This window comes from Arthrobacter sp. NPDC080031 (genome assembly GCF_040702485.1).
In the GTDB taxonomy this organism is placed as follows: Bacteria; Actinomycetota; Actinomycetes; order Actinomycetales; family Micrococcaceae; genus Arthrobacter.
This window is the reverse complement of record NZ_JBFBLA010000001.1, coordinates 183,463-206,514: the sequence shown is the minus strand read 5'-3', so window position 1 is coordinate 206,514 and position 23,052 is coordinate 183,463. Positions and strand designations below refer to the sequence as shown.

Sequence of the window (23,052 nt, the reverse complement as noted above, 5' to 3'; positions counted from 1 at the left end):
GCGCCGGAAATGGAAAACCGATTGCTGCCCAGAACTGGACGGGCCGCAGGATGATTTTGGAGATCTTGGTCCCAGCCAGTTAGTTGGTTGTGCCTTCCCAAGTGCTAGTTTGTTCGACACCGTAATGGATGACTGTTTCTGACCAATTACCGCTTCCTGTGCCTGCCAAGATGCACATGATTGGTGTTGGGCACCTGCTTTCCGGCGTTGCGGCAATGGCTTCCAGAAGATCGAGGTCCGTTTCGCTGGGTGATAGGGATCCTTGAGGATGAGTGTGCCAGTCCCCAAGGTAATTTAAAGACCCGCTGAGTTGGTGGTGGAGGGCATCGATCTGCTCGTACTGCCAATCTCGATCGGGAATGAATGAGGTCTTGTAATGACGGGCACCCGGCCCTGGACCGATCATGTGCGTTACGTGGAGCAGCCCTGGATAGTGGCGGCCGAGAAGGATACCGCCCGTTTCGTACGGATATGTCGAATCAGCCTCGCGGATCATGGCTGCCTTGATATTTGAGGCCCAGATCACGTAACCGTCGGGTGAGGTCACCACTTCTCGTGATTTCCGCACTTTGGGTGCCTGCTTACGGGGAATCCCTGCCATTGTGGAGGAACCGGTGTTCCGTCAGGCCGTCGAAGGGTGAGGATATGTGCGTCGTGCCCATCGTCAGGGTAGCCGCCGGTCTCTGGGCGCATTAATGCTCCGACGACTACCCGGGCGGCCTGAAGGGCTATCACCGATAAGTCGAATCCTGTTCCTGTGAAGGTGGGTGAGGCACATCCCACGGGCTGAACTAGTTCTCCTTCGACGGCTGGGGCCTCTGGGATGGACCCTGTGTGCTGATGCCATTGGAAGCAGCCGAAACAGATCTCTGATTCGGCATCGATTTTAATGACACTGCCTCCGCCGATTCCGGGAGTGGCGTCCAAGGCAACCCAAGAGGTCGCTAGATCGCGCGCGAGCAGGCTCGTGTATTGCTGAACACCAACTTCAGCGGTGGCGTCAATGACCATGTCGACAGTATTGATAATTTCGGTAAGGACGTCTGTTTCTGAGCGGCCGTCCAAGAGGGTCGGTAAGCCGATATGGAACTTTCTCGGGATCGCGTTTGCATAGGGATTGATCTGGGAAATTCGCTGTGCCATCGCAGAACTCTTATCCATGCAAATCGTGTCCAGGCCTCCAGCATGACGGGACAGGTTCCCAGGCTCCAGCGTGTCCTGATCGACGAGATGGAAGGTACCGACCCCGGCGCGGGCGAGCTGTTCCACGAGCACGCTGCCAATCGCACCGCAGCCCAGGACTGCAACTTGCTTCTTTTCCAGCCCCTTTGTCTCCGGGGAACGAAAAGCCAGATCTGAATGTCCTGCCCGGTAAGCCCGGACGAGGTTGTAGGAATCCGCGGTCTTGACGGGCATCGGCCTGCCCCGCTTCCCGCTCTTTTTCGAACTGATACCTCCGGCTTTCTTGAGGACAAGGATCCAGCCCATGCCAAGGGTCTCCGGGCCATGTTCCTCCGGAAAGCCGACAAGGCGAATCTCAAAGGATGCCGTGTTGGGCAGTTGAACGAGCCGGGGCTTTTGCGGATCTGCCGCAGCGGCAATCCGCCAAATCTCCTGAGGGTCACTGGTTCGGGGCGGTTCCCCCAAGCTCACCCATCGACCGCGCAAATTCAGCGGTTGATGGGGTCCAAATGCGCGGTGAAGTGTTGCAGGAGCCTCGTAAACCGATTCTGCACCACGCCACAGTTGATCCAGGACAATGAGCAGACGCGTCCCGGGCCCACCGGGGTCGATAAATGAGCCCTCCAGTTCCCCTGAACAGCCGATTGGAACCGCGATACGGCTGGAATCGATGAGAAAACCGGCGGGTTCTGTGTAGTCGTAGTAGGCGCTGTATGGTTCACCTTGTTCAAACCCATCCGTACCTTGGCCATGAGCGGCTCGCCCCGCAGCAATCGCACGCTTCAACTGGTTGTCCAGGAGTCCTGCAAGGTGCCATTCCGGGATCCAATTCTGTGTGGATCTTTCAATCAAGCAAAGTTCGTTTGAGAAAGGATGCTGATGGTGTCCCATTGCAAGGTCCCGAGCAATGACCCGGGGCGGCAGCAGCGGATAGGAATCCGGAAGGGTTATCGACAGCGTCAAAGGCTGAATCCCGGTCTTTTCCTCGGGAGCAACCACAGTCAGCTCCCACAGTTTGCCGTCTGAGCTCTCGTGTCCGGTCACGGAATAGCCGGCCTCCTGCAACAGGAGAATTTCCTGCTGCAGAAGGCCATCCCGCAATTTGCGGAGTTGCTGCATACCTATCCGACCTTGCCCGGTTTGGGTGGGCGCGGTGGGAAGCCAGGATTATTTGTAGTATCCGGATGCTCCGGGTGTTCGGGATGCTCGGGGTGTTCCGGGTGTTCGGGATGTTCCGGCTTTTCGGGCTTAGGCGCCATTTCTGCCTCCTTGTTAGACGGCCGCGATTTTCACGTCCTTGGAAAGTGTGCCATGACGGTCCGACAAATTTTCGGATGACTAGCTGGGTCCCTTACTCGCCGATGCAAACACCGGCGTTCCGTTGTGAGCCTGACCGTAGGATGTGGAGAGCGCTTAGATAGCCCACACAATCACAAACGGATTGAACGTGGCGAAGTTCTTTAGCCCGGAGCCGCTGAATCCCAGGTCTGGCCGCACCAGCAGCGGCCGTCTTGGTGTTCCTGGATGACGAGGACTCGTTCCTCCCCGAGCAGGATGACGTCTTCGTAGCTGAGCATGGCTCCAGTGCAGCATCAACGGGCCGCTGCCGATAGGGGAGTCGTGGTGTCTGTGGAAACCGCATGCAATTGCGGCCCTGCGGCCGGCGCTGGTGATAGGCGTGCCTCGACTGCGCGGGCGATTCTTCGGCCGGCCCCTTCTCATGTCGTGGCCCGCGGCTTCGGCTGACAGGCGCCGTGCAATATGGCCATCACCGCCCCGGTTCCCCTTGTGTGGGAGAAGAAATGCCAAGGCGTCAGGCGTCTCCTCAGCTTTTCACCGCGGGATCTGAGCTCGCCAACCAGTGTGTATGTGGTAATCGCACCGCAATGGGCTTGTTTGTGCTGATTTAGCAGGGATCTTTTGGCCTCATAAACGAGCACATCACGTCTACGATGCGCATTCCCCCGGGTCTATGTCCTTAAACATAGATATGACGATGGGCTCGTATACCAGGCTTATCTGCTGTTGACGCGTCGCCCGACACGCACCGCTGGGCGTGTCCAGTTTTTCTGGACATGTAGTGCTAGCCTTGCGCTATGGCAACTGCGGGAGAGACCCTACAGGCAACGCTCAGCCGTACGGCGTACAGCACTCTCAAGGTGCTCGCGGAGAGTGTCACAGCGCTCTCCGGCCGTAAGATTGCGGCAGCCCTGGGCGTATCGCCGACAACGGCGAACGGCGCCTTGGCCACGTTGTTGGAAGCAGGGTTCGTGGCGTCGAAGAAGTCAGGAAGGGCAACCCTGTGGCAGTTGGTTGTCTCGAACCCCTCGATCAGCGCGTGGTTGGAGGAAATCATGCCTGCCGCATCAGCGCCGGCCGCCGGTTCGAGCCCCTACTCGACAGGCGGCGGCGGCGTCCGACTGGAACATTCGTACGCAGCATGTTTGGTTGCGGGGCTCCTTGCCGGCGAATCCGTGGCCGAGCTCGGCGATGCCTTGTCCGTGGAGTCAATTCGCCTCCAAGCGAGCGACGTAAGCGAAGTTGATGACATCCTGATCGAGGGTCGCGACGCTCAAGGGGACGTGCATCGGTCGTCCATCGCTGTTCGCAGAAGCCCTGCCCTGACTAAGAGTGACAGTGCGTCAATCCCCCTGGTTCGAGACTTCTTGGCTGTTGTCGGCGACCACTGGCCTGAGCTGTCGCAGGGCAGATGGCGGTTGGTTCTCGCAGTGTCCACCAACGCAAATGCGATCACGCAGCTCGCCGAGCTCACCGAGCTCGCTCGCTCCCTTCCGAACGGAGAGGAAATGGCGAGCCGTTTGTCGCAGCCGGGCAGGACGAATGCAGGCCTTCGTGATCGGTACGGCCATATCAAGAGCCTCGTTGAGCAGGCATCGGAGGGGCTTTCCTCGGTCAGTGGATTGAGCGCGGAAGATCTGACTTGGCGCCTCCTCTCCAGTCTCAGCAGTCGTCGGCTGCGGCTGGAACGAAATGACCGTGCGGACCGCACCACCGCAGTTAACACACTCCAACGCATGCTTCATAACGGCACAACTGCAGTGGCCGATGGGCTATTCTCCCGTATTGAAGAGCTCGTAGGGGAATGGGCGCCGCAGGCAGCAGTGCTGACGCAGTCCCTGATTCGCCGCAGCCTGAGCAACTACCCTCTGTCAAGATCTGCCAGATACGCTACAGCGTGGGGTGTGCTCGACCGACTTGGAAATGCACTCCGTGACTCAGTAAAGCCAACTCTTGGTGCCGGTGCTGGACAGGTTGAGTTGGAGCGTGCCGACATTGCCTCGCAACTACGTGAGTTGATCACAACTACCTGCGGTGCCAACCGCTGCATGGTCGTCACAGGCGATCCTGATGTCGGTAAGTCATCGCTCGCCCTGAAAGCAGTCGAGGTTTTGCAGACCAACGGCGCCGTGACTGTGCAACTGAGCCTGCGGGACCTGCCCCCAACCGTCATCGAATTCGAAGCGTTGCTGGGATCGGTGTCAATAGAGGAACTACTTTCAACGGCCGAAGTAGGTCCAGCTCGGCTCTTGCTGATTGATGGTGCCGAAGCGGTCCTAGAAGGAAAGCAACGGGTACTCCAAAGCCTCGCCACTTCTGCGCTCAAGACCGGACTGGCTGTAATTGCTGTAACGCGCACCGATGGATCAGCGCAAACCCAAGAGGTCCTGGCGCAGGCCGCGCAGCGGAGTGGCGCGGACCCAGTTCCACAGGTATTCGAAGTTCCACCGCTCACAGACGAAGAGCGTCAGAGTCTGCCTTCGCATTTCCCAACCTTGGCCCACCTCGCAGGTGACACCCGTGTTCAATGGTTGCTTGGACGGCCTGGTCTCGTGGAGGCGCTCTTGAGGACCGGTGAAGTGATTGCGCCGGAGTCGGCGCTCTGCGAGGCAGATGTCTTCTCTACGGTCTGGAACAGCCTTATTCGAAACCGCGAGCACCGCGAGCCCGGGAAGGCCTCCCCTGATGATCGCGAGGGCGCGGCTCTCGTTCTCGCCGGGCGTGCACTTGGCCTCGGAGCCCAAGACCGTCCGGGATCAGCCGCGGCCGAGCTCAGGTCGAACGGGGTCTTCAAGCCGCAGATGAACCCTGCCTTCTCACGCGGCGATGAGTTTTCCTCAGACTTATACCGCGACTTCGCCGTGAGCAAATACATCCTGACGCAAGGATGGAACGGGCTGGCCGACGCTGGCGCCCCACGTTGGACCATCCGAGCTGCGCGGGTTGCCGCGCAGGCCAGGCTTCGTGGGGGTCTAGCAACTGAGTGGCGGGCTCTCGAGCAGGAATTCTCCCTGCTGGCAGACACCTATGGGGAACGGTGGATGGATGTTCCGTACGAGGCACTGTTGGCCCTCGGCGACACTGAAGCAGCTCTCGGCGAAGTATGGACAGAACTCGCTGATGACGACTTCGCGGGCCTCAAGGTGTTGTTGCGTCTAGCCCAAGCAAGATTCGCCGAAGGTGGCTTCGGGGATGTCCACGCACTCGCGGGCATCGTTTCCGTCGCCTACGTGCAAGCGCGGGACATTGCAGCAGCTGGGCGAATCAAGAACAAGACGCTGGGCGAACTCATCAGGGAGCTCGTGCTGGCCTGGCTGAGGGGGATGGCACTGGCCGACGGCGCCCCGAATCCCTTGCGGCAGGCAGTTCGGGATAGGATCCTCGAAACCGACCCCCCTACGTACGACGACTTCGCGGTTGAGGCGCTTGCATGCCTCGGTGCTGATTTGGATGACCGAGTCGAGGATTGGCTGCGGAAGATCGCAAGCCATGACCCGCACCGCTTGAATGAGGCAGTCGAGTCCGTGGCGGTCGCCATCGCCATGTCGCAGCACAACCCGCTGCTGATGTTAGAACTTGCAGAGGCATACTACATCGAAAAGCCACGCCGAAACGACCACTGGGGTGCTGGTAGACACATCGGTGATGATGGAATCCGAGACATGCATCACGGTTCACGATACGGATTCGGACCCCCGTTTGCCGCCTGGTACTACGGCCCGTTCTATCGGCTTTTGATGGCACGACCGAGAGAGACAGTCGCCTTCATCAACCGGATGCTCGACCACGCAGCGAAGTTCCGAGTGGGCATCCTCGATGAACTGGGCGATGCACTAGGTCAAGGCACCGAGCCCAGGGGGGTTGAGATGGCGGTCGCGACGTTTGGTCGGCGAACCTATATTGGCGACTCGCACGTGTGGGGCTGGTACCGTGGCACGACCGTCGGCCCGTACCCCTGTATGAGTGCGCTGCTCGCGCTGGAGAAGTTTGCCGATGAAATCAAGAACCAACTGAGGCTGCCTCTCGCTAACGTCATACAGATCCTGCTACGCGACTCAAACAACTTGGCGACGCTTGGCCTCGGGGTTGGATTCCTCGTCCGTCACCTTGGCGAAGTGGACGCGGAGCTCGATGCCTTCCTCGCACATCCCGAGGTCTGGCACCTGGAGACCGCACGAGTCGTTGGCGAGCATGGGTTCAGAGTCCGCGACGCCGGTGCCGATCAACTGACAGGCACGGAACGAAGGCGCATCACGCCACACGAAATTGTTGGGCACTTGGTGGTCAACGCCAGGCTGCGAGGTGACGAAACACGACTGGCTCAATTGAAGTCGCTCGGCGAAAGACTCGTTGCGAATGCTAAGGCGTCGGCTGGAGACCGCCCGGTAGACCCCGAATACCTTGCCATGATCGAGAGCTGGGCAGCTGAGTTCGATTTCGAGAACTACAGTGCAAGCAAGGCCGACGATGGGCTAATCATCCAGTTTGAACGACCCCCAGAGTTGGAGAAGGTGCTTGCTCCGAGCGCACACCAACTTCAACTCACCAACACTCTTTACGCGTTGCAGAGTCGCTACGCGTTTCACAACGATAAACCACAGGAGTGGCCACTGGACACTCTGTCTGAGGACATCAAATCAGCACGCACGATCATTGAAGGAGAGTCCCCACAACAGTTCATGTCGCCAGAGAATCCCGTTGCGTCTGTCGCAGCCGCCGCCGTAAGGGCTCACGCACTTGGCCTTTCAAAGCTAGAAGACGAGGATGTTCGATGGGCCGCGGATGTCATCATGCACGCGGCCGAGAACCCTCTAATTGATGGCATGAGCTTCGAGGGCACCATGTTCTCGATGGGGGCGGACCGTGCCGCTGCCGTCTCGGTCCCCCTGCTTCTGATGCCTGCATTCGATTCTTTGACTCTTGACCGAAACCGGATCATCGGCTGTCTGAAGGGCTTGGCGAACAGCTTGTTCGACGAGGTGCGCGCCGGTTTGGCTATTGGATGTTCGGAGTTGTGGAACGTCCCATGCGCGATAGACGCGAGGTCGGGTCAGTGCATTCGCCACGCTGCAGCCTGGAGCGCCGCCATCGGCAGCCTCGCAGCGGCAGAACTCGGTCCATTCGACGTTGACAGTCAGAGACGAGTCCCGGGCGACTTGGGCCAGCCGTACCATGTCACTCTTCTAAACGTGAAGGACGATGATCTCCTTCTGAACCGTCTGAGAATGCCCGTGTCATGCATGGTCGATGCCAGGGATGTCGCGTGTGTGTCCGAGCAAGTTCGGGAACTGTGGACTCCGCTCTGGAAGGCCCACGAGCGGTCACTTAAACACTGGTGGACAGAGGACTACGACCACCAGTCCCATATCAATCAGGCACCGATTTCCAGACGTCTTGTCGAGCTGGCACTCAGCGGTGACTGGGAGCCGCTGACCAGCCACATCCAATCATTCGCAACAGTTGCAAAACCCCTGCACCAACTGATGGAAAGCCTTGCCGAGGTCTTCACCTATGACGAATCGATCAGAAATGAACTCTTCGACTTCTGGCCGATAGCCATGGGTGTCGCACTCGACACAGTAGGAGATGGTGGGGCTCTTCGCGAGGATTACTTGTACGGCTATGTGCCGGCATCTCTCATGCCGGTTCCGAGACCACACTCGTATGACCCCGACATTGACGGGGTCTTAAGGAAATGCAGGGAGAACTGGGTACAACCAGAAGTCTTGGAGGGGCTTATCGACCGCTGGTTGCCACTTGCTCGCTGGGAGCCGAAGTCCGTCGATGTTGTCACCAGGTTCGCTCGCAGCGCACCCGCGGGTTGGCAGGCTTCAACTGGCCTGGAATGGATCGAAGTCATCATGGATGGGAGATTCGAACTCTTCGCCAACCACCTCTGGACCTTTGAGGAATGGGCTTCCGAACTGTGCGCGGACGGTGCATTCGAAGGCGAGAACCTGAGCCGTTATCACCGCATTGTCGACGGGCTCGCTGCCGCTGGGGACCATGCGGCGGTCAGGATGCAGCAACTCGACGAGTAGTCGTCAAACCCATCGAAACTGCTGTGGGTGATGCAGCTGAGGATCGAGGACTAACCGCCCCGAGGCACCGGACAGCTTCTCGTCCTTGTTGATGCCACAGGCTCTGACTGCTCGTGTGGGGGCAAGTACTATGCCCTTGACGGCATCGTGCCTGGCCTTATCAATCTCATGGACCGCATTGCGGAAGTCCCCGATTGAGAATCCCAGGGAATGTTGCCACCGCCCGGACATCACAGTTCTGGAAGGGCCCCGAACCGGCAGAAATCAGCGCGTACCAAGGCCACCACACTTCTATCTCATCCCATGCGGTCCGTGGGGGCTCCAGCCGTCGAGAAACGGAACAAGGTCTTCATCGCGGTAGTCTGCCAGGACGGGAATCTCGATGGGGCGGAGCAGGGGATCCTTGGCATCGATGTAGTCTCGAGCCATGTCAGCCAGGAAAGACCGCGGTTGACCAGGGCTGCGTCGCGTTCTGAGGACAGTCTTGCCTGGAGGGCGTCCGCGTACCTGCGCAGCATGCCGGCTTCTGCCCATGCGTCAGCCTGGATCTTTAGCTGCTGGGCCTTGTGGTGGTCCTGGATTCGTATCCGGGCGCGCGCCATTGCCGCTTCCCATCGTCGCTGGGTTTCCTCCTCCTTGAGGCGGGCTTGCTCGCGCTTCCATTCTTTTTCCAGATGTTGAATTTCAATCTCGCGAAGAATGGCCGGCAGGGCGGTGTCGAGTTGCTGTCGCTTGCCGTCGCGGAACCGCTCCTGGCGGCCGTTAGTTGCGTATTTTTGCGTCAACTCCAGTTGGAGTCGCCCTGTTGATATGAAATCAATGTTGTTTACAAGCGTCCAGGACTGGTTGCGGGAGTTGTATTTGGGGATGTATGGCCTTGCAGCGCCGCCGTTCGGGGGGAGTTCCCGTATTTCTAATGCAACGATGGTTGTGCCGATGGTGATGGCAATGTCGCCATCGAGGGTCGTGATGCCCCGGGAGTTCGTGCGTTTGTGGCTCGACGGCAGCGTGACTTCATAGCCACGGGCTGCGCTTTCCGTGGACAGTGCGTGCAGCAGTTTGGCTGCAAGGGCGACGTGCTCCTTCGACACCCCTTTTGTACTGTCTCGGAACACTTTGGCAACCGGGTGATATTTGGCCACTGAATCTGGTACCGGGACCGGACGCTCGTCGACATCATCGGGGAAATGACGCGCCCAGTGTGCCTCGTACTTTGGTCGCTGCCACGACCCAACGCTCGTTATCTCGAGCTTGTAGCCTTTCGGGCGCAGAGCTGACTTCATGACGTCACGGATCAGGGCATCGTTTGCTGCCATATGCTGGTAGCCGCCGTCGACCTCCAAGACGCCGCCGGCGGCAATGAGCTTCTGTATGAACAGGTCGGCTTCAGATTGGCGGGTGCGGTTGCAGGCTTCGGAGTCATCGATACTGTTGAGCAGCTCCACCCCCAGTTGGGTGATCGTGGCGGTCCAGCTCGGACCCTTGCCAGCGATAGTGATGTATCGATCGTCTGCCAAGGCTCGGGCAGCTATCCGATGCGAATAGCCTTCGAAGGTGCTGCCCGGGCAGCCGTCATTGACCCATTTCAAGACTTTGGACTGTAAAACGCTGAGTGGCTTAGGGTGCTGTGGCAATGGAATGTCCAATCAGTAGGTCCGGGCGCATAGCCGCGTCCAGAACCAAGGATCGACTCAGTCGTCAGAGGATTTGACCTGCGGCTTCTGAGAATAGCCAACTCTTGCAGCGTTATCTTCGTCGCGCCGCTAGAGATAGTAGGGAAGAAGTCGCATCTGGCGGTTGCGGCGGTCGTCTACCAGCCATGCACCCAGGCAATTCCTTGCATGGTCAAGATACGTGGTGCCGATGTCCCACCAGTATCTGTCGAAAGGATGCGCAGGCTTTTCTCCAGCTGTCGGGTCGATGGCTCCGCATGCAGGAGGACCGAAAAAATGGGCCATCGCTTGCCGCACACTGACTCGGACGTGTCTTGCCCCGGTGGGGAGCATGGGTTCCAAACGTAGGCATTCACGCTCGAAGTTCTGCATGACAGCGCTAATCTCGGAGCTCGACGGCATCTTGGTGTCAGCATGCTCGATGAGAGCCACGACGGCACCCAGGGCTTCCGCCGCGTTCTCCACGGCACGTCGCCGGGCAGCCTCGGGCCCTCCACGGCGCTGGAGAATCTCCCCGCGGATCAACGCAACTACCGATATGAGGACAGCGGCGACTGCAACCCAAAACTCAGCATCCATGAGGCGACTGTAATGTAGGGAGGCTTAGGGGCCGTGAACTCGCCGTAAACGGTGCAGAGTTCAGGTCCAGATCCTTGGCGATGGCTTTCAGGAGGATGTGCACGTCAGTCATGACCGGTTGATATCTGGCTGCCGGCGCGCGGGACTGGATGCCCGGGCCTTTGCATGCGGGAAGGGTCCGGTCTCTATTCAAAGAGTGGGCCAAACTAGTGGAATTGTGAGCGTTTCCCCATGACGCGAGCTATCGGGATAATCTGCTGATAGAGATCGCTCTGTTCCATGTCAGTCGCAAGCTTGTAGGCGTTATGGTCCAAAAGCGCTGCGACAAGGAGCGCTTCGGGTTGGCCCGCCAGAAGGTGCACTCGCACATCGAAGGAAGCTGACTTCGGGCCAATTTTGACCTGAAGCGCATCGAGCTGAGCTTTGCTATTGGAGATAAATCCTCCAGTCATTAGCTCAAGATCTTCAGGAGGAATTGATGTGCGGCGGCATATCTCCTCGACATTTTGCAGTGATAGGTGATGACTGCCGCGACCCCAATTCAGGTCGTGAGCTGACTTGGATAAAAACCTTGTAAGCCGCAATATGGAATATGATTCGAGTTCAGACACGCTTTTCACGCCCCTATCGAGTTCGATATCCATCAGCTCCACTAAGGCGAGAACCCTTGCGAATTGCCTTTGGGTCTCTTTGGGTATGAGCCCGGGGCCCTTGTATATGTACTCATGCTCGGTTTCGGCCCACGTATGCTCAGCAACAGTTCGAATTTGAACTTCACATCGTAGCGACTCCGAGAGCGAGGTTGAGAGTTCGCCACAATGAAGGTCGAGATGCAGCCCAGCATATGCCAGCTCTCGATAGTCCCGCTCAAGCTCCTTGTCATCGATCTCTAGGATGTCAAAGTCTTTTGATTGATCGATGGCGTGGAGAACCTTGGTCTTTTCTGAAGCAAGTTGAACTATTACTCTCACGCCCAACAGGTCGGAACAATCAGCCCAAGGTAGGGGATACTTCTTCTTTTCCTGTTTTACGAAAAGGCTTAGTGGATCCTTGCATCGGGTTTCAATCTTGTGCGGCTTTATCCCACATTCCGCGAGAGCCGCCTCGATTCGTTTCTGAATCTCTCGAATTGCTGATTCATATTCCTCCTGCGCACCCAGATATGAAGTGAACGTTCGTTCGGGAGTCCATGTCCCGGTCTCTGGAGCACTCATCGCGGACGGGAGTTAGTGACGGACTCCAAGGGAACACCCTTAATGGTTACGTCGTATAGTTCGCCATTTGATGAAGATGGATCACGTTCCACGCGAACTTGGCCTTGGCTTCCGATCTGGTGAGGTGGTGCAACCAGCGAGATTTCTGTGCCCAGGTTAATGCGCAAGTTGTTAAGCCGGGCGCTGATTCGCTTGGGATCCTTGGTGAAGCTCATCATGGGCACGCCGCGAGCAAAGGCAGCAGAGCGGATGTCCTGCTGGTGGCTGGGCGGAATATGCGTGCGAATGAAGGATTCGGCATCTACGAACGATGAATTACTCTTGATGTCGACGGCAAGTGCCGCTTGGGCCTCGATCTTTTCGTCAGCACCAAGGCTGCTCTGATGAATGGCTTCTGTCATCTTGTCCAGGAAGCGCTCTGTAAGTACCTCCGGCTCGTCCGCCAATTTCAGCCCCAAGAATTCACCCAAAAAGTAGTTGGCGAAGCCACCTCCGTTCTGAATATCAGCCAAGAATCCCTGAATGCCTACTGGATTCTTATCAGTCGCCTGCAGCACAGCGATCTTATAAATCCTGGTTTGCTCCCCGAAGACGAGGTCAGGAATTCGCTTTATCGAGATGCTCCTGAGGCCACCTTCGAGAGTTGTCGCTTCGGCCTGCATGGCTTCCTGGTGTTCCACTTTGGCGATAAGCACCCCTGGCGTGCCGTCCAGGACCGCGTCGGCCACGACGAGCAGACCGGTCTTGGCATTCAGTCGTTGGGATTCCACCAGACGTCCAGCGAGGAGTTGACTTAGGGTCTTGAGATCGGCTGTCCGGAGGTGGGAGACAACTGCACCCGGGGAAGGGCTGTCAACGTGCTCGCTGGGAACGACGTTGAGCGCGCGCTTTTCGAGGGCATCACTGAACCTGTCCGTCAGGAATCCCAGATCACGGGCATCCAACTCAACCGGGATATCGGTCAGCAACGCATTGAACTTCTTTTCACCGTTGTGTTCATGGAGCGCAATTTGATGCATGAACACAGATGCCAAACTGAGCGTGCTGTAGTTAGGCAACGCAGTAACCCCCAGAGATGAAGTTGTTTCTGCCTATCTTCACCTACTGTTGACAAGTATCCAACTTGAAGACGGGCTCGTCTCGTAGTACTCGAGACGGGCCCGATGACCAAGGTGCCCTCAAAATCGATGCAGTGCTGCTTATCGCCGCGGCGTCCACATCGCTGGACACACTGCGCACCTCGAGCAGGCTCAGGTACAAACATGGTGGCTACAAGAAGATCCTCCGGAAATCTTAGAACCGATCCGGTAGCAACGCCGCATTCTGGGATGAGATCGCCCACCAGGGTCGCACGCAGGCCGTCCCGCGTCTCATCACGGGCACTAAGCCGCCGAAGCCTGCACTTCCGACGCCTACGATCCCCGTCGGACATGAGTTCGAACGGCAAGCTATCTCGGGCAGGCTCGACGACGGCGGCCTCGGTACTCGAAACGCAGTGGCACACCCGCCGCTGTCATCTCCACCAGTACCATTGCCACTCATCTCTTTTACGGCTCTGCCGCGGCAGAGCCGACGGAGTCTCGTCTCTAGCTGAACCTCGAATCCAGCTTGTACAGCACGGCCGTGTAGGACCCATCTAACGTCTCTTGCCAACTCCCAGAGCCTCGGTATGCGTAGCCCCTCGGGATCCAAGAAACCACGGAGTTCAGTCCATGATTGTAGAAGGTACCGTCACCCTTCCAAGAGATTGGCCCTCGGTTCTCTACGTTGCCCTGATCGTCAGTAAGATGCACCCACCAGGTTCCGTCTGAAGCAGGCGCTCCGGGAGCTCGAAGAGAGCGCCGCCCAGCTGCGTCAGCAGTACGAACCGGTGTTCTGGCCGCTCTTCGTCCCAGATGCCAAGAACATGTTCCGCTGGCGCGTCCGGCTGGAGTGCGGCTGCACTCACGAGGTCTTCACGCACGGGGAGGATAAGTACCCAGACGATCGCAGCTACCTCGACCCCATCACCCGACGCCGGCTTCCCGTGGGCGAGTACTGGTGCCCGACTGAACACGGACCTACGCAGAAGCCGTATCGCGACATCGTCGAATGGGTCGATCGAAAGATCACGGAGTTCCCGGCGGACCTCAAGGAGCCGGAGTACGACTGGATGGACGCCGAGATTTGGGGCAAGATTCGGAAGCCTAGGCCACACTCGACGGCGTTCTGGTGGGTCAACCTTGCCTGTGGGCCTATCACCAGGTCTGCAATGACGTGGATTGGAAGCCCGAGGACGGTCCCAAGCGGGTTTCCGAAGAGCGCATCTCGGAGATTCGGCGAGACTTCGAGGAAAGTTGGGCAGCAACGGATAACACTGTATGGCCTGAAAAGGGCTCCGAGCGCGACCACATCCGGAGGATGGTCGACCTGTGCTGGCCGCGTCCCGCGCCAGAGAGCGACTGCTTCGCGTGTATGCAGGTGCGGCGGATCACCGGCTACAAGCGGATCGGTTGGCTGGTTTCGAAAACGGCTCCGGCACCCGGCTCATCGCCGAACATCGACCGGAGGAAGATTGAGGCCCGACTTGCCGCGGCGGTGGCCGAGGTCCAACGGCTGCGCAAGCAACTCGGCAATCCAGACAACGCCTGAATCCGCATTTTGCTGACCATCGGAGTTTCGAATCCGAACCTGACACGATGCCGTTGGGCTTCCGCTGCAGGGGGAGTCGAGGTGTCAAGACCTCAGACATGACCTCCGTTTTCTATCGCGGCGACCAGAGTTCGGCAATTGGCGTGTACGTGATGATCACAGTGGTAGGTCTTGTTTGTGCCGAATCCGCAGGAGTCTTTCTGCTCGTTTACGAGGAGCGGGTCCGCCTCTAGTCGGCTGATTGTTCCTCAATGGTGAGTATCAAATGCCGACTGCGGCGGCGCGGACAGGATGCTGCACTTCGAGTCGGGCCTCTAGTTCCACTTGTCTGCAGCAAGGGCGCGTCAGGTCACGACGTGGTCTCGGAGGACGTCCGGCCAGATCGCCGGGGCTGGATCAGGATGGAGTTGAGTCAATGGTTCATCGCTAGGCGTTTTTCATTTTCCGGAATATGAAATATCGTGCAACTCATGGAAGTATCGATTGACGCCGAGCAGGCTTGGTCGAAAACGCTCTTCGGCAATAGGTTCATGTTGCAGTTGGCTGGAATGATCATGTCCATGGACGGGGCTTTCACGGGGTCCCAGCTTGCGCTAAGGTCACGAATTCCCGGGAGCACGGTGCATAGATTGCTTGTTGATCTGTTCACGGTCGGACTAATTGCCAAGGAACCGCAGCCATCTGGCAGCCGCGCGCTGTACTTCCGCCGGCTGGGGCATCCTTTCTGGGAAGCTGTGTCCACGCTGTCCGTCGCCGCGAGGGATTCAAACCCCACCATGGGTGGCGAGAGGGAGCCAGAGAGAGGGAAGGAACGCCGATGATGAATGCAAACGGGACAACAGAGGTCGATGTCGCTGTCACTCCGCAGGTGAAGGTCAAGTGCGCCGGGACTTGGGTTTACGCAGAGGTGGTTCCGCACATGCAAGAGGTCCAGCGTCGGCGGTCACTTGGTTCTATCGACGTTCCCCATGAACTGGAAACGTTGGACATCCTTTTGCGCGTGCCACTTGGTGAGGCAGTCTCTGAGGCTGTGCTGTCACGGCGGGAGCGGGACAAACTGAGACGGTTGAGCCCGGGCCTTGTTCACTTTGATACGGACGGCAACGGGAAGCCGACGGTGCATCGACTAGCTGTTCCTCCGGCTTCGGTGCAGCACGTGATGGTGCCGGGCAGGAACTGGATCACCGCGCTGACTCACGCGACGAAATTCGCCCCTTACTGCCGGCGTTCCATCCTCTTGTCCTCAATGCCCGCTGATGAAGATATGCTGCTGCTTGAGGCCCGTTTCTATGGTGTGGGAATTGCGCTGGGCCGAAACGGCGGGGACGGACTTGACTGGATTCTTGACCCCGCTCCTTTTATGCCCGAGCGTTTCACTGGCGCTTCATGGAGGTTTGCCGAGTCATTCCTGGAAGCATGGCAGTCGGTCCAGGAAACGGCAGGCTGAGCCATTAGTCGAGGCGCAGCCAGGCTTTCAAAGGGCCAGGAAGTCCAATCTTGACTGAGGTGCTGGCCGAAAGCGCCTCGTGCTCGATCTCGGCCCGGGAAAGCTGCCGCCGCCACCACGCCTTGGGGCTCTCCGCAGTCAGTGAGCCCATGTCGTTGAACATGCTCGTGACGATGCCGAGGTTATGACGGTGCGCTGCCAACTTGTCTTCGGGTGAACCTGTGAAGCTGTCCCAGGTTCGGCCTCCGCAGTGAATGCAATCGCAACTCGGGGCAGCTGAGGATGCAAACCAGTTGCGGGTCATCGCGCTGGTTCGGGCATATCGGAGCATGCCAGGCAAAAGAACGTGGGGAGACCGGTCGGATTTGTCGGACGAGCGCGGGCCGTGGCCTGGCACGATGCCGCGGCGCTGGCTGGGTAGCTCTCCAATCGCTGCCGCCAGGGCTCCTTGGGACATGGCTTCGAAGCCGGCCATGTCCGTCCGCCACGCAATCGCAGCAGGGACTTCGGCAAAGAAGCGCCGGTAGCCCACAGGGACGCCCTTTTCGTCCAGGGGATCTGAGTAACTGTTGCAAACAACCAATGCGACGGGGTGGATGCTTGTCTGCGCAATGGCAATGAGCTGTCCAACACTCTCGCTCTTGAGCCAACGGGGGTGGACCGGCATGGTCAAGACGGTGTCGTCCCTGCCCTGGATGTTCGCTTGCTTGACGGCCTCCTTGAGCGGGTCGGCGTCACCGGCAGGAAAGAAGCCTGTTGGTGTAATAGTGATTGCCGCGCCTGCCGAAGCCTGACCCTCAAGGAACTCGGCCAAGGTCTGGTCGAAGAGGCCGTCCGTCGAGAGCCGGAACGGCTTGTCGAATGTTGCCGTGTACTTTGTGACGGAAATCGGCTCCATTGCCAGCAGCAGGCCGGGATTCTGCCGCTGGAGAGGTTTCAACTCTTCATAGCCTGAAGTTCCTGTGAGTATTATGCCGCTGGTCTCTACGTCAAGAAGAGGGGCCAGCAGAGGTGCATCTGCGCTGGTCAGTGTCAGCATCCGCCCTCGGAGCAACGCCGCAGCCTTGGTCAGCTCGGCTGGGGTGCGTGTGGCAATATGTGACCCCGCCGCGGCGGTTGCGGGTTGGCGAAGTGTGGTCAGCTGGTCAGATGGGCTCATGCGAGCGTCCCTCCGTAAGTGGTCCGAAATTCTTCTGGCGTCATATGGGCTTCGGCAGCCAAGCTGTCGATGGTCTCTCCTGCATTCAACCGGTTCCTCAGGACTGCCCCGATGAGACCGGGCGTCTCCGAAGATATGGAAACGGGTTCGTTCTTGCGGTAACCCGCGGCGGACATCTCGATTGACAGACTTTTGTATCGCGACTCGGTGATTTGTCCTAGGTCCCTGGCTCGACGCAGAAGCGCGGCCATGGAGACCCTCCAAATCGGTTTGAGCCGCGCTAAGACGGGCACGTTGACCGTTGTCAGGTCATCGCGGATTCCCCGTGCCGGCATGAGGAATTCCGAAGCGAATCTGTCCGCTTCGGCTTCCTGGTTTTCCGAAGGAACTTGATGCATTACGGCGTGCCCGAGCTCATGGGCGAGTGTAAAACGTTGCCTGTCCGCGGGGGCCCTGTCACTGAGGACCACCAGCGGATGGGCGTCGGCCGGCCAGCTGAAGATGGCGTCGATCTGTGCCGACTCAAGATCGCGCACCACGATGGGAACCCCTGCGTCCTCAAGGGCTGCGACAACGCTTCGGATCGGCCCGGTGCCAGGGGCCAGCTGCTTGCGCAAAGACTTGGCGATGTCCTCAGGAGTCGTATAACCATCTTCGGGAAGAGGCGTCCGCTCAACCTTCAGCGGGGGACGCCTGTCAGCCAGGATGGCGGCTACCTGCAACTGGGCCAGATCAAGGATTGCGCGGACCTGGTTCGCTTTGGAGACCGGCATGGTGGCGCGTTTCCGGTGGAAGACGATGCTCGCGGAGAGCGCGGAGACAGGCACTGTCAGTGCCGACTCGGGGACCTCCAAGGCGGACGCCACCGACTTGGCCCGGACTGGGTCAAGCTCGGCGAGGCCGCTTTCGGCTTTAGAAAGAAGGGCCTGGGAGATTCCCGCCTGCTTTGCCAGTGCGCTCTGCGTAAGTCCTCTTGCCACCCGGACCCGTCCGAGGAGTGGTTCTGTCTCGGGGTGGGCTGGCTGTTCCATACGCCAATCCTAAAATCATTAGAACTAGAAGTCAACAAAAATACGCAGAAATATTCTGGCCGATATTCTGAGAGCAAATCGTACATCGACGTCCGATAGCCGGCGTTGACGCCGTGGCTTCGAGGAAAGCTGCCCTACAGCGCTTCACCTCTGGAATGCTGCCGTCTTGAGGTGCACACCGGCGTTCCTGCATGTGCAGGAGTGATTAGCAGTCCTGACTGCTGGCTCGGCCGGGCATGGTGGGGGATGATCACCGTATGGAACCCGGTGAGTCATGGGCCTACCGCGCCCGAGGTGTCGACCCCTTGGTGGAAGTGCGCGTCATGCGACAGGGGGCACAGAAGCCAGCGCGGCTCCTGGTGCGCTTAGTCGCTGACGAGTTCGAGGGCAAAGAGGAATGGGTCCCGCCGGCCCGCCTCAAGGTGCTGTGGAGCCAAGCTGCAGAATTCGAGGCGCGTGAAGGGCGCTGGGCCCTTGTGAGCGCCGTCGGCCCGGACCGAGAGGATCCTCGGGAATACGCTGCCAGCGAGATCTTGGAGGGGTACGTGGACTCCGAGCTCGCCTCGATCAAGGAGCCAGAGGTGCTGGCGTCACGGCTTGGCCTTCGGGCCGAACAGCTGACCGACCACCCGGAGGCGTTCATTGAGGACGGGGCTGTGATCGCGCCATGGCCGGCTACCGAACTCGTCGCCCGCACCGTAGCTGAGCAGAACGCGGAGAAGATCCTCCAGCGGGTGCAGGCCGAGGAGAGGAAGGCGCGATACGCCGCGATCCACGGTGAGTATCAGTCTGGGGGACGAGGGGACGACCATATCTCACCCGAAATCTCTGAGGAGGTAGATCGCGAATTTTCCGCGCCGATCCGTGAAGTGCTGAGGGACTGGTGCGGTGCTGAGAACGTCGAGCGATTCGATGAGCTGGTCGAGCTACGCAAGGAGATCAAGCGAGTCGGGGACGTCGCGCAGGGCGCAATCAACGCCTTGCGCGCTCACGGTCACCCTGCGACGCTCGCCTTCCAGTTTGAGAGCGAGCTCGGCACGCCGGTCGAGCTGCTGCGCGCCGACCGATCACACAGGTGATCCCACCACCTGGTCCCGTCTACCGGGGAGGAGGACGCCAAACGCTCATCCCGCTCGGCAGGCAGGCCCCTGCCACCTGTCCGGTTCAAATGTAAGGAGAACGCACTATGGCGATCATCCCTGAGGAGTTCGATTTCGTCGTCGGAGTCGACACCCACGCCCGCACACACACTTTCACCGTTGTTCATGCCCCACAGGCGCAGTGGTCGACACCGCGGCCTTCCCGACCACCTCCGCAGGAATGGACCGTGCGGTCAACTGGATCCGGCGGCGCACAGGCGGACAAAAGGTCTTCGCGGCCGTCGAGGGCACGTCCTCCTACGGGGGCCGTCACCCAGGTCCTGCTTGCCGCTGACATCGAGGTCGGCGAGGTCCGGCCGCCAACCCGCTCATCACGTTCCCACACGGGCAAATCGGATCAGATCGATGCCGAAGCCGCCGCCCGTTCTGTCCTCGGCCGCCCAAAAGACCAAGTGATGGAGCCACGCGCTGCAGGAACCCGCGCCGCGATCAGGATACTGCTGGCGTCCCGGTCCCTGCTGGATCACCAACGCACCGCCAACCGCAATGTCCTCACGGCCCTCCTCTGCGGCACAGATCTCGGAATGGACGCCCGTTCATCCCTGTGGGACGCACAGATCACGGCCATTGCTGCCTGGCGGAACTCAAACAGTACCGACCCCGTGATCCAGATCGCCCGCGCCGAAGCCAAACGACTCGCCCTGGCAGTCAAAGACCTCACCAGCCGGCTCAACGAAAACCATAAAGCCTTGGCACAGCTCACCGAAGAATTGGCCCCGGGACTTCAAGCCATCTCCGGGGTCGGACCCGTTACAGCAGCCATCATCACATGCGCCTACTCTCACCACGGCCGCATCCGCTCAGAAGCAGCCTTCGCCGCACTCGGAGGCGTCGCACCGCGCCCGGCGTCCTCAGGCAACACCACACGACACCGACTCAACCGCTCCGGTGACCGCCAGCTCAACCGGGCCTTTGACGTCATCGTCCGCACCCGCATGAGCTTCGACACCGAAACCAAGAACTACGTCGCCCGCAGCCGGGCAACAGGCAAATCAAACCGCGAAATCCGCCGGAACCTCAAACGCTATGTCTGCCGCTCCATCTTCCGGCAACTCGAAACCATCATGGCTTGACAGAACCCATAGAAGAGTCATTTTGGGTTGATGTCCCTGGCCAGATAGGCCGCAGCCCGACGCAGAATCTCATTCTCCTGCTCCAAAAGGCGGTCCCGCTTCTTCAGTTCCCGCACACCTCGGCAGACTCCGCCGCCGCCGGGCCGGCCCCGGTTTCCTTGCGCTCGGCGATGGCGTTCCAGCGTTTCAAGGTCGTGACCGATAGTCCGAAATCCTTCGCAATCTGCGCCAGCGGCGCCTCGCCCTTGCGGGCCACATCAATAACATCCTGGCGGAACTCCGCCCCATAAGCCGTGAGCATGGTCAACATCCTTCCACGAGCACAAGCTCGCTAGGTCAAGGAGTCAACAAAACCGGGGGCAGTCCCGGCCGTGAGGGCCCGCGGGCACTTTCCGAACGAGGCCGCTGCCCGGGACTGGGAATAACGGTGTGTGGGTCCGGCCTGATCCGAAAGGAGACGGCCGTGTCTGAGTCCACGACCGCGATGACAGGGGTGATGATCGATCCTGTGACGGGAGAGATCATCGATCAGAAGGAGCTTGCGGAGCGGTTGCTCGCGCAGGCCAAGGAGCAGGGCGTGAGCCTGGTGGGCCCGGGCGGGCTGCTGAACCAGCTCACGAGGATTGTGCTGGAGACTGCGCTGGAAGCCGAGCTGACCGAGCATCTCGGGCACGAGCATGGCCAGACGCCGATTGCAGCCAACATGCGCAACGGCACCAGGTCCAAGACCGTGCTGACCGAGATCGGCCCGGTCGAGATTGAGGTGCCCCGGGATCGGGACGGCTCGTTCGAGCCGGTGATCGTGCCCAAGCGGAAACGGCGCCTGGACGGGATCGACCAGATCGTCCTCTCGCTTTCCGCCCGGGGGCTGACCACCGGGGAAATCGCCGCGCACTTCGAGGAGGTCTACGGGGCCAAGGTCTCCAAAGACACCATCAGCCGCATCACGGAGAAGGTCGCCGGGGAATTGGCCGAATGGTCGGCCCGACCTTTGGATCCGATCTATCCGGTGCTCTTCGTTGACGCGATCGTGGTCAAGGTCCGTGGCGGGCAGGTGCGCAACACCCCGTTCTACGTCGTCATGGGCGTCACCGTGAACGGTAAGCGGGAGATCCTGGGCATCTGGGCCGGCGACGGCGGCGAGGGTGCCCGGTTCTGGCTGCAGGTATTCTCCGAGCTGAAGAACCGGGGGGTGGAAGATGTGTTGATCGCTGTCTGCGACGGGCTCAAGGGCCTGCCGGAGGCGATCACGACCACGTGGGAGCGGACGGTGGTGCAGCAGTGCATCGTGCACTTGATCCGCAACAGTTTCCGCTACGCCGGACGCCAGCACCGCGAGGGCATCGTCAAGGCACTCAAACCGGTTTACACGGCCCCGTCTGAGCAAGCGGCGAAGGACCGGTTCGCGGAGTTCACCGCCGAATGGGGCCAACAATACCCGGCGATCGTGCGGCTCTGGGAGTCCTCCTGGGCCGAGTTCGTGCCGTTCCTGGAGTACGACGTGGAGATCAGGCGGGTGATCTGCACAACGAACGCGATCGAGTCGATCAACGCCCGCTACCGGAGGGCAGTGAGGGCACGCGGGCACTTTCCGAACGAGACCGCTGCCCTGAAATGCCTGTATCTGGTCACCAGGTCTCTTGATCCAACCGGCGGCGGTCGGGCACGCTGGATGATGAGGTGGAAGCCTGCAGCGAACGCGTTCGCTATCACCTTCGCCGTCTTTAGTTGAAGGCGGCCGCGTGACGTTGCAGTACTGCTGCGTGGCCGAGCGGAGTGCCTTCTACGACCCACAGGGTGAGGGTTGCTGGGTCGAGAAGGCTTTCAGCTGCGAGGAGGGCTGCGCCTGTGACACCTTCTAGGTGGTTGAGGGAGGCGGCTCGTATTTCAAGGCTTGCGGCCACAAGATCGGTGCAGCGCTCCATGATGGTTCTTTCCACGACTTTGAGGAATCGGGAGCCTGTACGGAGTGCACCGCCTCCGATGACGAGTCGTTTGGGGTTGCAGAAGTTGACGAGGTTGGCTGCGACCTCCGCTATTGCTTGGCGCGCTGGTCGATCAATTTGATGGTCAGGGGGTCGTTCGCGATGACGGCCTGACCGATGTCACCTAGTGTCAGATGTCCACGTTTACTGATGGCCGAGTGGAGTGTGCGGCTCTCTTGGGCACTTTGTGTCGCTTCGATGAGAAGTGCCCAGCCGCCGGCGACTGCTTCAAGGCACCCGGGTTTGCCGCCCCGGCAGAGTCGTTTGGAGTCGTTAGTGATGTGGGTATTGCCGATGTCTCCGTCGGCTCCTCGTTCGCCTCGGAGAAGGCGTCCGTGCATGATGAGTCCGGAGCCGACTCTGGTTCCTACCTTTAGGAAGAGCATGTCGCGTCGGTCGTTGTTTTGCCCCTGGGTCCACTCGCCGAGAGTCATGAGGTTTACGTCGTTGTCGACCCATATCCGGCTCGGCTTTGGACAGCCTGACTTATATCCTGATGCGGCTTCGGAAGAGGAGAGCGCGGCCCGTTCAGGCTATATTGCACCTAAAGGAAATATCTTGGGGGAATCAGTGGAAAA

At 59.5% G+C, this 23,052-nt stretch carries 18 protein-coding genes and 2 pseudogenes; 8 read left to right on the top strand and 12 right to left on the bottom strand.

Annotated elements, in window-relative coordinates:
• Nucleotides 1–79: 79 nt before the first annotated feature.
• Nucleotides 80–550, bottom strand: a complete 471-nt coding sequence (locus tag AB0323_RS00930) for a Mov34/MPN/PAD-1 family protein (protein WP_366175725.1) — start codon at nucleotides 548–550, stop codon at nucleotides 80–82.
• Nucleotides 544–2,301, bottom strand: coding sequence for a ThiF family adenylyltransferase (locus AB0323_RS00925; RefSeq protein ID WP_366175724.1), 1,758 nt, complete (start codon nucleotides 2,299–2,301; stop codon nucleotides 544–546). Before AB0323_RS00925 ends, AB0323_RS00930 begins: the two co-directional genes overlap by 7 nt.
• Nucleotides 2,302–3,278: 977 nt before the next feature.
• Here AB0323_RS00925 and AB0323_RS00920 point away from each other — a divergent pair.
• Nucleotides 3,279–8,522, top strand: a complete 5,244-nt coding sequence (locus AB0323_RS00920; RefSeq protein WP_366175723.1) for a hypothetical protein — start codon at nucleotides 3,279–3,281, stop codon at nucleotides 8,520–8,522.
• A 296-nt stretch (nucleotides 8,523–8,818) separates the two neighbouring features.
• On the opposite strand, the gene AB0323_RS00915 is transcribed toward AB0323_RS00920, so the two are convergent.
• The 5 genes from AB0323_RS00915 to AB0323_RS00895 form a co-directional block, all read right to left on the bottom strand.
• Nucleotides 8,819–10,111: a hypothetical protein gene (locus AB0323_RS00915; protein WP_366175722.1), complete on the bottom strand. Its 1,293-nt coding sequence runs from the start codon at nucleotides 10,109–10,111 to the stop codon at nucleotides 8,819–8,821.
• Nucleotides 10,112–10,285: 174 nt separating this feature from the next.
• Nucleotides 10,286–10,774 (bottom strand): hypothetical protein, encoded by a 489-nt coding sequence (locus AB0323_RS00910; RefSeq protein ID WP_366175721.1) that lies wholly within the window; start codon nucleotides 10,772–10,774, stop codon nucleotides 10,286–10,288.
• A 206-nt stretch (nucleotides 10,775–10,980) separates the two neighbouring features.
• A complete protein-coding gene (locus AB0323_RS00905; protein ID WP_366175720.1) occupies nucleotides 10,981–11,988 on the bottom strand; it encodes a RelA/SpoT domain-containing protein in 1,008 nt (335 codons plus the stop codon).
• Nucleotides 11,985–13,046, bottom strand: a complete 1,062-nt coding sequence (locus tag AB0323_RS00900) for a hypothetical protein (RefSeq protein WP_366175719.1) — start codon at nucleotides 13,044–13,046, stop codon at nucleotides 11,985–11,987. The genes AB0323_RS00905 and AB0323_RS00900 overlap by 4 nt, the downstream gene beginning before the upstream one ends.
• 704 nt (nucleotides 13,047–13,750) lie before the next feature.
• Complete coding sequence (locus AB0323_RS00895; RefSeq protein ID WP_366175718.1) at nucleotides 13,751–14,044, bottom strand: hypothetical protein; 294 nt, start codon at nucleotides 14,042–14,044, stop codon at nucleotides 13,751–13,753.
• A 398-nt stretch (nucleotides 14,045–14,442) separates the two neighbouring features.
• Here AB0323_RS00895 and AB0323_RS00890 point away from each other — a divergent pair, with 398 nt between their 5' ends.
• From AB0323_RS00890 to AB0323_RS00875, 4 genes are all read left to right on the top strand, one after another.
• Nucleotides 14,443–14,619: a hypothetical protein gene (locus AB0323_RS00890; protein WP_366175717.1), complete on the top strand. Its 177-nt coding sequence runs from the start codon at nucleotides 14,443–14,445 to the stop codon at nucleotides 14,617–14,619.
• A 98-nt stretch (nucleotides 14,620–14,717) separates the two neighbouring features.
• Nucleotides 14,718–14,852, top strand: a complete 135-nt coding sequence (locus AB0323_RS00885) for a hypothetical protein (RefSeq protein WP_366175716.1) — start codon at nucleotides 14,718–14,720, stop codon at nucleotides 14,850–14,852.
• Nucleotides 14,853–15,089: 237 nt separating this feature from the next.
• A complete protein-coding gene (locus AB0323_RS00880; protein WP_366175715.1) occupies nucleotides 15,090–15,440 on the top strand; it encodes a hypothetical protein in 351 nt (116 codons plus the stop codon).
• Nucleotides 15,437–16,066 (top strand): hypothetical protein, encoded by a 630-nt coding sequence (locus tag AB0323_RS00875; protein ID WP_366175714.1) that lies wholly within the window; start codon nucleotides 15,437–15,439, stop codon nucleotides 16,064–16,066. The genes AB0323_RS00880 and AB0323_RS00875 overlap by 4 nt, the downstream gene beginning before the upstream one ends.
• Before the next feature lie 4 nt (nucleotides 16,067–16,070).
• Here the strand turns inward: AB0323_RS00875 and AB0323_RS00870 are convergent, their stop codons facing one another.
• Together AB0323_RS00870 and AB0323_RS00865 are read right to left on the bottom strand one after the other, a co-directional pair.
• Complete coding sequence (locus AB0323_RS00870) at nucleotides 16,071–17,225, bottom strand: hypothetical protein (RefSeq protein ID WP_366175713.1); 1,155 nt, start codon at nucleotides 17,223–17,225, stop codon at nucleotides 16,071–16,073.
• Nucleotides 17,222–18,256 (bottom strand): ImmA/IrrE family metallo-endopeptidase, encoded by a 1,035-nt coding sequence (locus tag AB0323_RS00865; RefSeq protein WP_366175712.1) that lies wholly within the window; start codon nucleotides 18,254–18,256, stop codon nucleotides 17,222–17,224. Before AB0323_RS00865 ends, AB0323_RS00870 begins: the two co-directional genes overlap by 4 nt.
• A gap of 359 nt (nucleotides 18,257–18,615) precedes the next feature.
• On the opposite strand from AB0323_RS00865, the gene AB0323_RS00860 reads away from it, so the two are divergent.
• Together AB0323_RS00860 and AB0323_RS00855 are read left to right on the top strand one after the other, a co-directional pair.
• Nucleotides 18,616–19,335 carry a hypothetical protein gene (locus AB0323_RS00860; RefSeq protein WP_366175711.1) on the top strand — a complete coding sequence of 240 codons (720 nt, stop codon included), beginning with the start codon at nucleotides 18,616–18,618 and terminating at the stop codon, nucleotides 19,333–19,335.
• Nucleotides 19,336–19,442: 107 nt separating this feature from the next.
• Nucleotides 19,443–20,489: pseudogene (locus AB0323_RS00855) on the top strand (IS110 family transposase).
• Nucleotides 20,490–20,509: 20 nt separating this feature from the next.
• On the opposite strand, the pseudogene AB0323_RS00850 reads toward AB0323_RS00855, so the two are convergent.
• Nucleotides 20,510–20,790: pseudogene (locus AB0323_RS00850) on the bottom strand (IS3 family transposase); the annotation flags it as partial.
• Nucleotides 20,791–20,985: 195 nt separating this feature from the next.
• Between AB0323_RS00850 and AB0323_RS00845 the strand changes: the two are divergent.
• On the top strand, nucleotides 20,986–22,221 hold the full coding sequence (locus AB0323_RS00845) for an IS256 family transposase (protein ID WP_366175867.1): 1,236 nt from the start codon (nucleotides 20,986–20,988) through the stop codon (nucleotides 22,219–22,221).
• Here AB0323_RS00845 and AB0323_RS00840 read toward each other — a convergent pair.
• Nucleotides 22,214–22,474 carry a hypothetical protein gene (locus tag AB0323_RS00840; protein WP_366175866.1) on the bottom strand — a complete coding sequence of 87 codons (261 nt, stop codon included), beginning with the start codon at nucleotides 22,472–22,474 and terminating at the stop codon, nucleotides 22,214–22,216. The two genes, AB0323_RS00845 and AB0323_RS00840, sit on opposite strands and share 8 nt — an antisense overlap.
• A 50-nt stretch (nucleotides 22,475–22,524) precedes the next feature.
• On the bottom strand, nucleotides 22,525–22,935 hold the full coding sequence (locus AB0323_RS00835; protein ID WP_366175865.1) for an ROK family protein: 411 nt from the start codon (nucleotides 22,933–22,935) through the stop codon (nucleotides 22,525–22,527).
• Between the last annotated feature and the right edge of the window lie 117 nt (nucleotides 22,936–23,052).

What these genes read in the sequence shown, in the direction of transcription:
- AB0323_RS00880 (WP_366175715.1), top strand. Translation starts at nt 15,090, where the DNA reads ATGGAAGTATCGATTGACGCCGAGCAGGCTTGGTCGAAAACGCTCTTC.
- AB0323_RS00910 (WP_366175721.1), bottom strand. Translation starts at nt 10,774, where the DNA reads ATGGATGCTGAGTTTTGGGTTGCAGTCGCCGCTGTCCTCATATCGGTA.
- AB0323_RS00875 (WP_366175714.1), top strand. Translation starts at nt 15,437, where the DNA reads ATGATGAATGCAAACGGGACAACAGAGGTCGATGTCGCTGTCACTCCG.
- AB0323_RS00865 (WP_366175712.1), bottom strand. Translation starts at nt 18,256, where the DNA reads ATGGAACAGCCAGCCCACCCCGAGACAGAACCACTCCTCGGACGGGTC.
- AB0323_RS00905 (WP_366175720.1), bottom strand. Translation starts at nt 11,988, where the DNA reads ATGAGTGCTCCAGAGACCGGGACATGGACTCCCGAACGAACGTTCACT.
- AB0323_RS00845 (WP_366175867.1), top strand. Translation starts at nt 20,986, where the DNA reads ATGATCGATCCTGTGACGGGAGAGATCATCGATCAGAAGGAGCTTGCG.
- AB0323_RS00885 (WP_366175716.1), top strand. Translation starts at nt 14,718, where the DNA reads ATGACCTCCGTTTTCTATCGCGGCGACCAGAGTTCGGCAATTGGCGTG.
- AB0323_RS00925 (WP_366175724.1), bottom strand. Translation starts at nt 2,301, where the DNA reads ATGCAGCAACTCCGCAAATTGCGGGATGGCCTTCTGCAGCAGGAAATT.
- AB0323_RS00890 (WP_366175717.1), top strand. Translation starts at nt 14,443, where the DNA reads ATGCAGGTGCGGCGGATCACCGGCTACAAGCGGATCGGTTGGCTGGTT.
- AB0323_RS00870 (WP_366175713.1), bottom strand. Translation starts at nt 17,225, where the DNA reads ATGAGCCCATCTGACCAGCTGACCACACTTCGCCAACCCGCAACCGCC.
- AB0323_RS00920 (WP_366175723.1), top strand. Translation starts at nt 3,279, where the DNA reads ATGGCAACTGCGGGAGAGACCCTACAGGCAACGCTCAGCCGTACGGCG.